The organism is Mesorhizobium sp. RSR380A (genome assembly GCF_054719385.1).
The window spans coordinates 1,807,486-1,821,655 of sequence record NZ_JBTTIB010000001.1 but is presented as its reverse complement, the minus strand read 5'-3'; the positions used below and the strand labels follow the sequence as shown (position 1 = coordinate 1,821,655).

General features: G+C 61.7%; 14 protein-coding genes and 1 tRNA gene. 7 read left to right on the top strand and 8 right to left on the bottom strand.

Annotation, left to right across the window (positions count from 1 at the left end):
* Positions 1–32: 32 nt before the first annotated feature.
* The 6 genes from ACYG9Z_RS08785 to ACYG9Z_RS08760 all read right to left on the bottom strand — a co-directional run bounded on the left by ACYG9Z_RS08785 (position 33) and on the right by ACYG9Z_RS08760 (position 6,312).
* On the bottom strand, positions 33–1,265 hold the full coding sequence (locus tag ACYG9Z_RS08785; RefSeq protein ID WP_050586810.1) for a MalY/PatB family protein: 1,233 nt from the start codon (positions 1,263–1,265) through the stop codon (positions 33–35).
* Between the two features lie 49 nt (positions 1,266–1,314).
* Positions 1,315–2,439, bottom strand: coding sequence for an amino acid ABC transporter permease (locus ACYG9Z_RS08780; protein ID WP_031243988.1), 1,125 nt, complete (start codon positions 2,437–2,439; stop codon positions 1,315–1,317).
* Between the two features lie 18 nt (positions 2,440–2,457).
* Positions 2,458–3,645, bottom strand: coding sequence for an amino acid ABC transporter permease (locus tag ACYG9Z_RS08775; protein WP_023733528.1), 1,188 nt, complete (start codon positions 3,643–3,645; stop codon positions 2,458–2,460).
* Between the two features lie 170 nt (positions 3,646–3,815).
* A complete protein-coding gene (locus ACYG9Z_RS08770) occupies positions 3,816–4,829 on the bottom strand; it encodes an amino acid ABC transporter substrate-binding protein (RefSeq protein WP_023686475.1) in 1,014 nt (337 codons plus the stop codon).
* A 152-nt stretch (positions 4,830–4,981) separates the two neighbouring features.
* Positions 4,982–5,941 (bottom strand): LysR family transcriptional regulator, encoded by a 960-nt coding sequence (locus ACYG9Z_RS08765; protein WP_023686474.1) that lies wholly within the window; start codon positions 5,939–5,941, stop codon positions 4,982–4,984.
* A gap of 281 nt (positions 5,942–6,222) precedes the next feature.
* Positions 6,223–6,312: transfer RNA gene (locus tag ACYG9Z_RS08760), tRNA-Ser, on the bottom strand.
* Between the two features lie 359 nt (positions 6,313–6,671).
* On the opposite strand from ACYG9Z_RS08760, the gene ACYG9Z_RS08755 reads away from it, so the two are divergent.
* The 4 genes from ACYG9Z_RS08755 (at position 6,672) to ACYG9Z_RS08740 (ending at position 9,652) form a co-directional block, all read left to right on the top strand.
* Positions 6,672–7,418 (top strand): hypothetical protein, encoded by a 747-nt coding sequence (locus ACYG9Z_RS08755; RefSeq protein ID WP_023751358.1) that lies wholly within the window; start codon positions 6,672–6,674, stop codon positions 7,416–7,418.
* A gap of 117 nt (positions 7,419–7,535) precedes the next feature.
* Complete coding sequence (locus tag ACYG9Z_RS08750; protein ID WP_023744152.1) at positions 7,536–7,859, top strand: hypothetical protein; 324 nt, start codon at positions 7,536–7,538, stop codon at positions 7,857–7,859.
* A 252-nt stretch (positions 7,860–8,111) separates the two neighbouring features.
* Positions 8,112–9,101: a BMP family lipoprotein gene (locus tag ACYG9Z_RS08745; protein ID WP_023683177.1), complete on the top strand. Its 990-nt coding sequence runs from the start codon at positions 8,112–8,114 to the stop codon at positions 9,099–9,101.
* 89 nt (positions 9,102–9,190) lie between these two features.
* On the top strand, positions 9,191–9,652 hold the full coding sequence (locus tag ACYG9Z_RS08740) for a GNAT family N-acetyltransferase (protein WP_023683178.1): 462 nt from the start codon (positions 9,191–9,193) through the stop codon (positions 9,650–9,652).
* Here ACYG9Z_RS08740 and ACYG9Z_RS08735 read toward each other — a convergent pair.
* Both ACYG9Z_RS08735 and ACYG9Z_RS08730 read right to left on the bottom strand, forming a co-directional pair.
* Positions 9,647–10,036, bottom strand: a complete 390-nt coding sequence (locus tag ACYG9Z_RS08735) for a hypothetical protein (protein WP_023751357.1) — start codon at positions 10,034–10,036, stop codon at positions 9,647–9,649. The two genes, ACYG9Z_RS08740 and ACYG9Z_RS08735, sit on opposite strands and share 6 nt — an antisense overlap.
* 13 nt (positions 10,037–10,049) lie before the next feature.
* Entirely contained in the window at positions 10,050–10,256 is a 207-nt protein-coding gene (locus tag ACYG9Z_RS08730) for a SlyX family protein (protein WP_196813821.1), read from the bottom strand.
* Positions 10,257–10,474: 218 nt separating this feature from the next.
* Between ACYG9Z_RS08730 and ACYG9Z_RS08725 the strand changes: the two genes are divergently transcribed.
* The 3 genes from ACYG9Z_RS08725 to ACYG9Z_RS08715 are packed head-to-tail and all read left to right on the top strand — an operon-like array spanning position 10,475 to position 14,116.
* A complete protein-coding gene (locus ACYG9Z_RS08725) occupies positions 10,475–12,007 on the top strand; it encodes an ABC transporter ATP-binding protein (protein ID WP_023714064.1) in 1,533 nt (510 codons plus the stop codon).
* Entirely contained in the window at positions 12,004–13,143 is a 1,140-nt protein-coding gene (locus ACYG9Z_RS08720; protein ID WP_023686470.1) for an ABC transporter permease, read from the top strand. Before ACYG9Z_RS08725 ends, ACYG9Z_RS08720 begins: the two co-directional genes overlap by 4 nt.
* Before the next feature lies 1 nt (position 13,144).
* Positions 13,145–14,116, top strand: a complete 972-nt coding sequence (locus tag ACYG9Z_RS08715; RefSeq protein WP_023683182.1) for an ABC transporter permease — start codon at positions 13,145–13,147, stop codon at positions 14,114–14,116.
* Positions 14,117–14,170 lie beyond the last annotated feature (54 nt).

Below are 14,170 nucleotides of genomic sequence, written 5' to 3'. Positions count from 1 at the left end.
CAGGCTCGAATCCGAAGCACCCTGGCGCTCGATCACAGGGATGCCAGCGCGCTGGACATGCGCTCCAGCCCTTGGCGCAACAGGGGACGCGGGCAGCCGACATTCAGGCGGATGAAGCCTTCGCCGCCAGGCCCATAGACGCGGCCGTCATAGAGATTAACCCCGGCCCGATCGACAAAGAATTTCTGAATTCCACCCACTCGGCGATCGAGCGCGCACGCATCCAACCACACCAGAAACGATGCGTCGGGCCGCATGGGCGTGATGCCTGGAAGGTGTTCACCGGCGAACTCGCAAACCAGATCGATGTTGCCGGCGATGTAGCGCGTGAGTTGGTCGAGCCACGGCGCGCCGCTGCTGTAAGCAACCTCCAGGGCCAGGCGGCCGAAAAAGTTCGCATTCACCATGAATGACGCCTGCATTGCGGCAAGAAGCGCCTCGCGGCGCTTTTTGCTGGCTACCGAAATCGTTGCCGAAGGAACCCCGGCAAGATTGAAAGTCTTCGTTGGAGCGGTGCAGATGAACGATTTCTCCGCAGCATCTTCCGAGATGGAGGAGAAGACGATGTGAGGACGATCCGACAACCTTATGTCGCAGTGAATGTCGTCGGATATCACCAGGATTCCATGACGCTCGCAGATGTCGTTGAGCGCCGCCAATTCTTCGCGTGTCCAGGCCATTCCGGCAGGGTTGTGAGGATTGCACAGCAGGAATGCCTTGGCGCCGCCGGCCGCCAGTTTCTCGAAATCCTCGAGATCGAGCTCATATCTGTTGTTCTGCAGCCTCAGCCGGTTCGTAAGGAGAACGCGGCCGTTTCCCTGAACCACTTCGAAATAGGGCGAGTACACGGGCGACTGCACAATGACGCAGTCACCGGGCTTGGTGAAGGTTCGCAGTATCGCAGCCACGGACGGCATGATCGCCGGCGCGGGAAGCAAGTTCTCCAGTTTCGGCGACCAGTTGTGCCGGTGCGCGAACCACGATTGCACGATCTCATAGTGGCGCGGATCGCGGCGTGTGTAGCCGTAAATGCCATGCTCCGCGGCCTCGCGCAGTCGCGCGATGACGGTTTCCGGAGCGCGGAAGTCCATATCCGCCGTCCACAGCGACAGCAGGTCCTGGCCCTCGACCTGGGGAGAGAACTCGTCCCACTGGTTGGCCCATTTGACGGATCCGAACTGCTGACGGTCGTGGATCTGGTCGAAATCTATTCCCGCGATATGTCGTTGCCCAAGCGCCGATGCGGGCGTGTCTGCACAAGCCATTTGATAGTCACCTTGCCGCGGGCATTGCTTGCGGCATCATCAGCGCCTCCTAGGATTTGTGGCCACGCGCCAATTGGCGCTCCATAGATTGCGAGTAACGCGACATGCCGAAGCAAAAGCTCCAGTAGACCAGCCCCGCAAAGAGGTAGCCGGTTGATGAGATCGTCGGGCCTGCCCAGTTCGGATCGACGCGCGCCGTTTCGACGGCCTTCAGAAAATCCGCGATGCCGACGACGGCGACCAGAGTCGTGTCTTTGAACAGACCGATGAAGGTCGAGACGATACTCGGTATGACGATCGTCAACGCCTGAGGGAGGACGATCAGGCGCATCATGTCGAAGTAGCCGATCCCGAGCGCCTTGGCCGCTTCGTGTTGGCCCTTCGGGATCGCCTGAAGGCCGGCTCTCACGACCTCGGCCATATAGGCGGACGAGAACAACGCTATCGCGATGAGCGGGCGCAACAGACGATCAGGTGTCAGATAATCCGGGACGAAGAGCGGCATCATGAAGTTCGCCATGAACAACACTGTGATAAACGGCACGCCGCGGACGACTTCGATGAACGTGACGCAAACCGTCTTGACGAAAGGGAGTTCCGACCTGCGCCCAAGCGCCAGGATAACCCCGATCGGTAGCGAGAAGACGATACCCACGATCGACATCAGCAACGTGATCAAGAGACCGCCCCAGAGCGTCGTATCGATGACAGGCAAATGAAGCCAGGCAACGCCGCGCACGAGAACGAACGCGGCCACGGGGTAGACGAGGAAGAACAGCAACGCCGCCACTTTGCGCCGCGGAGCCTTCGTCCACAGGAGCCAAACGATGAGGATGGCGCCGATCGCCTGCGCAAGGTCCACGCGCCACCGCTCGGAAACCGGATACGCGCCGTATCGCAGGTAGTCGAACTTCTCGGCGATGAAAGGCCAGCAAGCCCCCTGGCTGTTCGCACGGCAAGCTTCATGGCCGCCGCTCCAGACCGCGTTGAAGATCGCAAAGCTCAGGAAGTGATGCAGCAGCCACGCGGCTAGGAGGACAAAGCATATTGTCAGCGCGCCTGAAGACGGCGTCGAAAACAGGTTCTTTTTCATCCAGCTCACTGGACCCGGTCGAACGTCCGCGGGAGGCGCCATGGCTGGTATGAGCGCGCTGACGTCAACTGGCGAACGCATGGACTGATCGCTCATCCGTCACCTTTCAACGATTGCAAAATGTCGGTTACACGCGTTCATGGCCAATGACGTGGCAAGGGAGATAACGAGATAGACCGACAGGGTAATCGCCATGACCTGGACGGCGGCTCCGGTCTGGTTGAGCACCGTGCCTGCAAAGATCTGAACGAGGTCGGGATAGCCGATGAACACGGCAAGCGACGAGTTCTTGATGAGATTGAGATACTGGCTTGTCAAAGGGGGAATGATGATGCGCAGCGCCTGGGGAACGACGACCAGACGAAGCGTCTTGCCCGGCGCCAGCCCCAGCGCATGCGCAGCCTCGGTCTGGCCCTTTGGCACTGCCTGGATTCCACCTCGCACGATCTCGGCGATGTATGAACCGGTGTAGACCGACAGACCGATCAGGAGAGCGGCAAACTCCGGATAGAGCTGATGCCCGCCTTGAAAATTGAAACCCCGTAGCTGCGGGGCGACGAACGAGACCGGCTCGCCAGCCGCCAGGAAAAGGACCAACGGAAATCCTATCAAGGTCGCCAGACTGACCAGAAGCACCGGCAGCTGCCTGCCCGTCCGTCTCTGGACGCTCCTGGCGCGAAACCAGAATGCAACGCAGCAGGAAATGGCCGCAACGAATGCCAAGCCCACCAGCCCCGCTCCCGGATGCAGATGAATCTCCGGAACGATGAGGCCGCGATTGTTGAGGTAGATGCCGCCGGGAATGGCGATGGACGCCTTCGGCGAGGGCAACGGCTTGAGGACGGCGTTGTACCAGAACAGCAGCTGCAGCAATAACGGAACATTGCGCACAAGCTCGACATAGGCGGTCGCCACCTTCGAAACGATCCAGTTCGGCGACAGGCGGGCAACGCCGATGACGAAGCCAAGCAAGGTCGCAAACAGGATTGCGAGGAGACTGACGTAGAGGGTGTTGGCCACTCCCACCCAGAACGCCTGACCGTAGCTGGACAATGCATCGTACGGTATCAGGGTTTGATTGATGTCGAAGCCGGCAGACTCATTCCAAAAGTCGAATGAGAGCGGAATCCCCCGGACCCGCATATTCGATGCAGTCTGCATGCCGATGCCCAGGGCCAAGGCCAGCAGGCAGCCGGCGAGCAAGAGCTGGTAGAAGATGCCCCGCACCTTCGTATCGTGCAGCGACAACCTCCTGCGCGACGGCGCGGGAAGCGACAAATGGGACATGGGCTGTTCCTATCGGGTCCGTGCAAGGCGCTGACGGTAACACGCCAGCGCCTTGCAACCATGCCTTTGCCTAAAGCGCGTCGCCATTGAACGGACTCAGGCGACGCGCTTTAGGGTCTTCGTTATGCATGTCGTGTCTCAAAACCGGGGCCATTTTTGAGCGACATGCGTTAGCGGATCGGCGGAGCGTATTGAACGCCGCCTTGGTTCCAGAGCGCGTTCATGCCGCGCTCCATTTTCAGCGGCGAATCCTTGCCGACATTGCGATCAAACACTTCGCCGTAATTGCCGACCTGCTTGATCACCTCGACCGGCCAGTTATCGCCGAGCCCGATGTCCTTGCCTATGCTGCCGTCCACGCCAAGCAAGCGGCGGATGCTGGGGTTGTCCGACGATTTCATGGCATCGACGTTCTTGGAGGTGACCCCGTATTCCTCCGCGGCCACCATGACGTAGAGCGTCCACTTCGCCACATTGAGCCACTGGTCGTCACCCTGCCGCACGGCCGGGCCAAGCGGCTCCTTGGAGATCAGCTCGGGAAGAACAATGCTGTCGTCCGGCTTGGCCATGCGAAGCCGCGACGCGTTCAAGGTGGAGGTGTCTGCGGACAAGACGTCGCAACGTCCCTCCTCATAAGCCTTCACTACAGCTTCCTCGTCTGCGAAACCAACCGTCGTGTACTTGATCGACTGCGAGCGAAAATAGTCGGCAAGGTTCAACTCGGTCGTGGTGCCCTGGGTGACGCATATCGATGCGCCGTCAAGTCCCTTGGCTGACGTGATATTGTCCGCCTTGCGCACCATGAACCCCTGGCCGTCATAGAAATACGTGCCGGCAAACAGTATGCCTAGCGACGTATCGCGGGACGATGTCCAGGTTGCGTTGTGGGCGAGAATGTCGATCTCTCCCGACTGCAAGGCGGTGAAGCGATCCTTTGGCGTCAATGGGATGAACTTGACCTTTTGCGCGTCCCCGAGCACGGCAGCGGCCACGGCGCGACAATAATCGACGACAAATCCGGTCCATTTGCCTTCATTGTCGGGAAGGCTGAAGCCAGCCGTGGCCGAATTCGTGCCACAGGTCAGCACGCCATTTTTCTTGACATTATCGAGGGTTGCGGACCACGCCGAGGAGGCGGTGCACGCGATGGCGAGGGCAAGTAGGCCCTTGAACGTTGATCTCATTTCGGCATTCCCCTGTTATTGTTGAAGGGAATGTGCTCTCCAGCCCAAGTATTCGTCAAATCGATTGTTCTCATGGTGAAAATGAGCGCTGCTCATAGTTGCGAAGCACTCCCAGCTGAAAAGCGGTTGAGTGGTGAAGCAGCGCGCGCGACCTATTTTACGGCCGACCCCGGTGCTCCGACGGTGCCTTGGTGTCTCTTGCTCCGCGATTCGTTGTAGATTCCCACGATGATTTCCCGGAGCCACCTGGTTCCCGGGTCATTCGCCATCTGGCGGTGAACAATAAGCCAGGCATTCACATTCGCTATCGGAAGGGGTGGCGGGACCAACGTCACCTCACTCCTCTCATCCAGCATTTGCAGGATGGCATCACCGCAATGGGTAATCAGTTCAGTGCCGCGAAGCGCCCAGGGCAGCACCGGATAGTTCGAGATGGTCGCAACGACATTGCGGCGAAGACCCATCTGTTTGAGGGCGGCATCCGCGAGGCCTTCCGCCAGGCCATCTGCGGAAATCTGGAGGTGGGAACTGGCCAGATAGGTTTCCAGCGTCATTGCGCTTCTGGCGATCTTGCTTCCGCTCCACACTGCGCAAAACAATCGGTCCTGGCCAAGCTCCACCTTCAAGAGACCTGGGTCGTCGCGTATCGCTGCTCCCGTCAGCGCGCAGTCAACTTGTCTCAGATAGACCGATGAACCGATTTCGGGTCCGTTTGCGGGAATGACGTTCAGCGTCGCGCCAGGAGCTTGCCTGGAAAATTCTCGAATGAGGCCCGGGATGAAAACCATGGCATGATAATCTGTAAGTCCAACGCGAAAGTTGCGCCGCGTCGTTGCTGGATTGAAGATCTGATGCCGGTCGATCGATGCGCGGATCGTTGCGAGTGCGGCGGAAATATTCGACAGCAGCTCAACTGCCCGGGGAGTCGGCCGCATCTCGCCGCCATCTCTGGTGAACAATTCATCCTGCAATAGATACCGAAGCTTCGACAGGGAGTGGCTTACAGCGGATTGTGTTCTGCCTAATTCGGTAGCCGCCCGCGTGACGCTCCTTTCCCGCATCATCACGTCAAAGACCCGCAATAGATTGAGGTCGATATCGTTATAATTCATGGAATTACCTCATCTGCGACCTGAGATCGCACCAGGCGGCACTACCGCGTTGGTTGCGACGGTGACAGATGGGGCACGAAGAGTGAAGACAGAGGTTCGGCGCTACGCCTTTGAAACTCTGGCGGACCAGGTGACGACGACCGCCGCATGGCTCCGCGGCATTTCTGCGCCTGGCTTCGCGAGCAAGCCGCAATCCGCCATGAACCCAGGGCGAGCATGTGAAATAAAGTCAGCCGCACCCGCTGGGTGGGAAATCGCAGGCGGTTTCATTGGCTTGATAATGGCGGAGAGAGCGGGATTCGAACCCGCGTTACGGTCTCCCGTAAACACACTTTCCAGGCGTGCGCCTTCAACCACTCGGCCACCTCTCCGTCCTTGCATTCGCGCCGGCCGGTTTTGCCACGCGGGTTGGGGAGATGCATCCCTTTGGGATTTGCGGGAAGACCCGCTTGATGGACACCGCCAACCAGCGGATGCCCTTCCCGGCGCCCGTCAATCAAACAGGCGCGGGGCTCATCTAGTCGATCCGGCGCCGAATGCCAAGCCATAACGGCAGTCTATTCGCTTTGCCGGCCATGCATCGTTTCGCGGGGCGTTGAACGGCTCCGCTTCTAAGGCGCTTCGGTTCTGAATGGTGTGCACGGGCAAGGCGGCAGGGCCGGCCGCGCTTGACTTCGCCCCTCGCCACCTGTCGAGTGCGGCGGAGGCTTTGCGGGGGGCATCGTCCGACATGACATCGAGCAATGAACAGCCGGCCAGCGGAACGCCGGCCGGAGGCATGCCAGGCGGGCTGACGCCCGCAGGGCGTCCGGACAGCGGGCTGTCCTTCGTGCCCGTGGTCTGGCTCCTCTTCGTGATGGCATGGTCGGTCTACTGGCTGGTCTCGGCGCGGTGGCTGTTCGAGAGTTCCGGCCTACCGGACAGGGTCTTCTATTTCGTGCTTGGCGGACTGGCCTTCGACATCGTCACCATCGTGTGGGGGCTTTATCTGCTCGGCCTCGCCTTAAGCCGTTCCGCGCGCTTTCCGCGTCATTTCACCATCTGGCAGATCACCACCATCGCCTGGCGGCTGGCCGAGCAGGTCTATGCGCTGACCGTGCCCGATTTCACCGTCTCCGCCAGGGAGCTTGCGATCGCCGCCACCGAAATCGTCATCGGCCTGTTTTGCATTTACCTGCTGCGCCGCCGCGACGAGGCCAAGGCCTTTTATGCAAGGCCGGAAGCGCAGGCACCGTCAGCCTTTAGTTCGATCGTCGCCGCGCTGGCCGGCATCACCCTCGGCGCCGTCGTCGGCGCCGTCGCCGGCTTCGCGCTCGGCGCGGGGATCGCCGAAGCCACCGACATCAGCTGTTTCGAAGGCGGCTGCGGCTACTTCGCGGTGTTCATCGGCCTTGCCGGGCTGGTGGTCGGGGCCATTGGCGGCGGCGTCCTTGGCGTCTGGCTCGTCCATCGGCGGAGCCGAAAGGTGGCCATATAGGCGGGCGATAGGCTTCAAATTCGTGTATGGTGATTGCACGCCGGGCGTGCGCATTCTATTCCTCGCCTTGACCGGAAGGTCCTCGGGAGGAACTTGAGGATCGGGGAAGATTTTTCGATGTTGCGTTTTTTGTTTCGCCTCGCGGCCATGATCGCACTCTCGGTCGCCGTCATCATGGCCGTGCTCGACGCGACGCGCTCGGTGGCGGCTTCCGCATTGGTCATGACGCCGCTGAATTCGAGCTGGCTGGCGGTTTCGCCCGACACCCGCGCGGCCTTCGAGACCTTCGTGCGCGCCAAGGTCAATCCGGTGATATGGGATGGCGGCATCGCCTGGGTGCTTGCCCAGCCGGGGTTTGCCGTGTTCGCGGTGCTTGCCTTCATCCTCTATGCGATCGGCTACCGGCGCCGGCGGCGCGGCGGAGAATTCGCGCCGGGCTGATGGGTTGTGCCGGCGGACTTGCGACGACAACGCGGCAATCGTCCACAGCTGTCACCGCATTGGGCATGTTTTTCCAACGGGGGGCATGCTTTTCCAAAAGGTCAAAATTCCGCGTGAATTTTGTTTCGGGCCGTGCCAGATTGCCTAGAGCGGGAGGGGAGTACACTCCTGGCTGATGCCGCATGCCTGCCGGAGAACCGGGCAGGCGGACGGCGCGTAACGGAAAAAAATAACCGACAGGGTGTGGATCACATGAAACGTATCGTTCTCGGCCTCCTGGCCGCAACCGCAATGGTTCTTCCGGCTTTCGCCGCGGATGTCCAGCCGGCCATCCTCTACGATCTCGGCGGCAAGTTCGACAAATCCTTCAACGAGGCTGCCTATCACGGCGCCGAAAAGTTCAAGACCGAGACCGGCACCGCCTATGTCGAGTTCGAAGTGTCGAACGCCTCGCAACGCGAGCAGGCGCTGCGCCGCTTCGCCGAGGACGGCCGCAACCCGATCGTCATGGCCGGCTTTGCCTGGGAAGATGCGCTGAAGGTGGTCGCGAAGGAATATCCCGATCTCAACTTCGCCATCATCGACGATGCCGTCGATATGCCCAATGTCCGCTCGCTGGTCTTCAAGGAAAACGAAGGCTCCTATCTCGTCGGCATCCTGGCGGCGATGGCCTCGAAGTCCAAGAAGGTCTCCTTCATCGGCGGCATGGACATTCCGCTGATCCGCAAGTTCGAATGCGGCTATGTCGGCGGCGCCAAGGCGGCCGGTGCGACCGATGTCATCCAGAACATGACCGGTGACACGCCCGCGGCGTGGAACGATCCGGCCAAGGGCGGCGAGATCGCCAAGACGCAGATCGACCAGGGCTCCGACGTCGTCTATGCCGCGGCCGGCGGCACCGGCGTCGGCGTGCTGCAGGCGGCGGCGGATGCCGGCAAGCTCGGCATCGGCGTCGATTCCAACCAGAACGGCCTGCAGCCCGGCAAGGTGCTGACCTCGATGCTGAAGCGCGTCGACGTGGCCGTCTACACCGCCTTCATGGACGGCAAGAACGGCACCTTCAAAGGCGGCCTGCAAAATCTCGGCCTCAAGGAAGGCGGTGTCGACTACGCCATGGACGACAACAACAAGGCGCTGGTCACCGACGAAATGAAGGCTGCCGTCGAAAAGGCCAAGGCCGACATCATCGCCGGCACGATCCAGGTGCACGACTATACCGCCGACAACGCCTGCCCGTATTGATCTGTATCCATTAGAGTTGAAACCGCCGGGCGAGAGTCCGGCGGTTTTGTTTTTGGGTTTTGACGGGGGCCGCAACTTGAGAGGCGAGAGTGAAGCCGACCATCGGACCGATGACCGAACGCGATGTTGATGCAGTGGCGCGACTGCGCATCGCCGCCTTTTTCGAGGGCAGCGCAAGAACGCTGAATGAGGACGTCGCCGGGCTTCGCGAGTTGCTCAATGGAGATGGCTTCGAGGCGGCGCTTGTGGCGCGGATAGGGGAGGTCCCGGTCGGGACCTGCCTGCTGGTTCGCCACGAAATTGAACCCGCGCATGAGCTGACGCCTTGGCTGGCGGGATTGGTCGTCGATAGCGACCACCGCGGCAAAGGGATCGGCCGCGCGCTGGTTGCAGCCATCGAAGCGCATGCAACCGCGATCGGTGTGGAGAGGACCTACCTCTATACGTGGGTGGCGCGAGACTTCTATGCCGGGCTCGGTTGGGCAGTGGTCGAGTCGTTTGAGCAGGACGGCTCCCCGATGCTGCTGATGTCGCGCGAACTCGGCCTATAGCTGTCCGACGAGATAACCCAGCGCGAATACCATGATCAGCGCGATGGCGATGACGGCGCCGCGTCGGCCACCGAGCGAATGCACGCCGACGCCATAGGGCTTCCGCTCCAGTCTGCCGATCACCGGCTTCGCTTCGTCGTGGCCGACCACACGCATCTGCGGCAGTTCGGCGATGCGTTGCGAGATCAGCCGCCAGCGATCGCCGTCGCCCGAGGGCCGCCCCGTGCGGTCGAAGACATGCATGCGCTCGGCCAGCCGCATCACCGTGTCGCGGAAGGCCGGATCGATCTCCAGGTCGCGCTCGGCACGTTCGCGGTCGCGATCGTTCATCAGGCCAAGCACATAATCGCCCGCCCGCGCAACGCGATCGCTTTCACTGGCCATAGGCTTCTCCTTGCTACCAGTGCGGCGGTTTGGTTATCGGCACGTCGGGTGCCGATTGTTCCTCCAGCGCCATGAAGCGCCCGGTCAGGGCATCGAGCTTGCGCTGCATGCGTTCGATCGCCGTCCACTGTTCGGCGATCTGGCCCGACAGTTCCTCGATGGTCTTTTCCTGCTCGGCGGCGCGGATTTCCAGCGTCGTCAGCCGGTCGACAGGCATGATCATTCAAAACTCCTCAGGTCCTGGTGCACGCGGTTGCAGCATGATGCGACTGTTGAGCCTTGCATATTAGTGAATGTGAAGATCTGCGGCCACGTTCGAAATTGACAAGCGCACCGGGATTTGTCGAGAGTGGCCACTGCGCCGCCAATTGGCACGGGTGGGGCATCATGCTAGGCGTTTTGACCAAGCGATAAAAAAATAAGAGTGGGACAGGCTGCATGGCGCAAGCCGCAATCGAACTGATCGGCATCAACAAGAGTTTTGGCGCCGTTCGCGCCAATCGCGACATCAATCTGGAGATCGCACGCGGCACCATCCACGGCATCGTCGGCGAGAACGGCGCCGGCAAGTCGACGCTGATGTCGATCCTCTACGGCTTCTACCAGGCCGACAGCGGCGAGATCCGCGTCGGCGGCAAGCCGGCGTCTATCAAGACTTCCAACGACGCCATCGCGCTCGGCATTGGCATGGTGCACCAGCACTTCATGCTGGTCGACAATTTCACCGTGCTGGAAAACATCATCCTCGGCGCCGAAAGCGATGCGCTGTTGAAAAAGAGCATCGCCAAGGCGCGCTCCGAACTGGAGCGGCTCGAGCGCGAATACGGGCTGGAAGTCGATCCCGACGCCATCATCGAGGAATTGCCGGTCGGCCTGCAGCAGCGTGTCGAAATCCTGAAGGCGCTTTATCGCGGCGCCGAGATCCTGATTCTCGACGAGCCGACGGGCGTGTTGACGCCGGCCGAGGCCGACCATCTGTTTCGCATCCTCAGGCAATTGAAGGACCAGGGCAAAACGGTGGTGCTGATCACCCACAAGCTGCGCGAGATCATGGCCATCACCGACAATGTCTCGGTCATGCGCCAGGGCACGATGGTGGCGACGCGCGAGACCAGCAAGACGACAGTCGGCGAACTGGCCGAACTGATGGTCGGGCGGCGCGTGCTGCTGCGGGTCGAAAAGGGCGAGACGGAGGCCGGCGCGGTCAAGCTCGCCGTCAAGAACCTGACGGTGAAAGACCAGCGCGGCGTCACCATGGTCGACGACATCTCCTTCGATATCCGCGCCGGCGAGATCGTCGGCATTGCCGGTGTCGCCGGCAACGGCCAGTCCGAACTGCTCGAGGCGATTTCCGGCATCAGGCGCGCGGTTTCCGGCTCGGTGATGCTCGATGGCAAGCCGATCGACCTGACCGGGGCCGCCGATCCCGGCGAGTTGCGCGACCGTGGGCTCGCCCATGTGCCGGAGGACCGCCATCATGTCGGCCTGGTGCTGGCCTTCGAGGAGAACGAGAATTCGATCCTCGGCTACCATGACGACCCGCGCTACCTCAAAGGGCCGTTCCTCAACATCGACGCCATCATGACCGATGCCAAGGACAAGATCGAGAAATACGACATCCGTCCCGGCAATCCGCGTCTGAAGACGGCGAATTTCTCCGGCGGCAACCAGCAGAAGATCGTGCTGGCGCGAGAAATGGAGCAGGATCCCGGTGTTCTGATCGTCGGCCAGCCGACGCGCGGCGTCGATGTCGGCGCCATAGAATTCATCCACAAGCGGCTGATTGCCATGCGCGACCAGGGCAAGGCGGTGCTGGTGGTGTCGGTCGAGCTCGACGAGATCCGTTCGCTGTCCGACCGCATCCTGGTGATGTTTGCCGGGCGCATCGTCGGCGAACGTGGCCCGGAGGCGACCGAGGGCGAGCTTGGCCTGCTGATGGCAGGCATCGATCGCCAGGAGGCGGCAGAGTGAGCACGCCTTACGCCAAACTGCCGGCCTGGGCCGATTATGGGCTGATCCCGTTGATCAATCTGTCGGTGGCTTTCATCGTTGCCGGTTTCGTCGTCATGCTGGTCGGCGAAAACCCGTTTCGTGCCGCCGTCATCCTGGTCGAGGGCGCTTTCGGCAAGGGAACCGGCATTGCCTTCACGCTGTTCTATGCCACCACCTTCATCTTCACCGGCCTGTCGGTGGCGGTGGCCGCGCATTGCGGCCTGTTCAACATCGGGACCGAGGGCCAGGCCTATATTGCCGGCCTTGGCGTGGGCGTGGTCTGCCTCGCCTTCGACACTGTGCTGCCGTGGTGGCTGACCTTTCCGCTGGCGATCGTCGCCGGAGCCGCCGTCGGTGCGCTGTGGGCGCTGATCCCGGCCTATCTGCAGGCCAAGCGCGGGTCGCACATCGTCATCACCACCATCATGTTCAACTTCATCGCGGCCTCGATCATGGTCTACCTCCTGGTTGGGCCGTTGAAGCCGGCGGCGTCGCAGGCGCCGCAGACGCGCAACTTCCTCGCCGGCGCCGAACTGCCCAAACTCAACTGGATCATCGAACTGTTCGGCGCCAAGATCCGCTCGGCGCCGTTCAACATCTGCTTCCTGCTGGCGCTGCTCATGGCATTCCTGGTCTGGCTGCTGATCTGGCGCACCAAGCTCGGCTACGAGATGCGCACCTATGGCCACAGCCCGAAAGCGGCGCGCTATGCCGGCATTTCGGAGACCCGCATCATCATCATCGCGATGATGATTTCGGGCGCGCTGGCCGGCATGATGACGCTGAACCCGGTGATGGGCGACCAGCACAATGTGGCGATCGATTTCGTCTCCGGCGCCGGCTTCGTCGGCATCGCCGTGGCGCTGATGGGCCGACTGCATCCGGTCGGCATCGTGCTGGCGGCGATCCTGTTCGGCATGCTCTACCAGGGCGGCGCCGAACTTGCCTTCGAAATGCCGGCGATTTCCCGCGACATGATCGTCATCATCCAGGGCCTGGTCATCCTGTTTGCCGGTGCGCTGGAGCACATGTTCCGGCCCTACGTCCAGGCGCTGTTCGCCTCGTTCAGTCCAAGGTCGGTCGGCATCGAAGCGGTCAAAGGGAAGGGCGCCTGAGATGGACGTCTTCATCGCCATCGTGCAGATCCTGGACTCGACCATACGCCTGTCGGTGCCGCTGCTACTCGCTTGCCTCGCCGGCCTCTATTCGGAACGCGCAGGCGTTTTCGACATCGGGCTGGAAGGCAAGATGCTGGTCGGCGCCTTTGCAGGTGCGGCCGCCGCTTCGGTCTTCCATTCGGCCTTCCTCGGTCTCGGCATGGCGATCGTGATGTCGGTCGCGTTTGCCCTGGTGCACGGCTTCGCCTCGATCACCCATCGCGGCAACCAGATCGTCTCCGGTGTGGCCATCAACTTCGTCGCCGCCGGCTCGACCATCATTCTGGGCCAAGCCTGGTTCCAGCAGGGCGGGCGAACGCCGGCGCTGCAGCCGGGCGAGCGTTTCGAGGCCATCACTCTGCCTGGTGCTGCCGCGATCCACGACGTGCCGATCATAGGGCCGATCTATTCCGAGCTGCTCTCTGGCCATTCGATCCTGGTCTATCTCGCTTTCGCCATGGTGCCGTTCACCTGGTGGGTGTTGTTTCGCACCCGCTTCGGCCTGCGCCTACGCGCCGTCGGCGAGAACCCGGCCGCCGTCGACACCGCCGGCATCTCGGTCGCCTGGCTGCGCTACCGGGCCCTGATCTGCACCGGTGTGCTGACCGGCATTGCCGGCGCCTACCTCTCGATGGTGCAGAATGGCGGCTTCGTGAAGGACATGACCGCGGGCAAGGGCTACATCGCACTGGCGGCGCTGATCTTTGCCAAATGGCGACCGGTGAACGCCATGTTCGCCTGTCTTCTGTTCGGCTTCCTCGACGCGGCGGCGATCCGCCTGCAGGGTTCGCCGCTGCCGTTGATCGGCAAGGTGCCGGTGCAGTTCATGCAGGCGCTGCCCTATGTGCTGACCGTGATCCTGCTTGCCGGCTTCATCGGCAAGGCGATCCCGCCGCGCGCCGGCGGCGTGCCTTATGTCAAGGAACGGTGATCCGGGCGCCCAGGAGCACTGTGTCGAACATGCGGCTGGTGCTCGAAGGCGCCA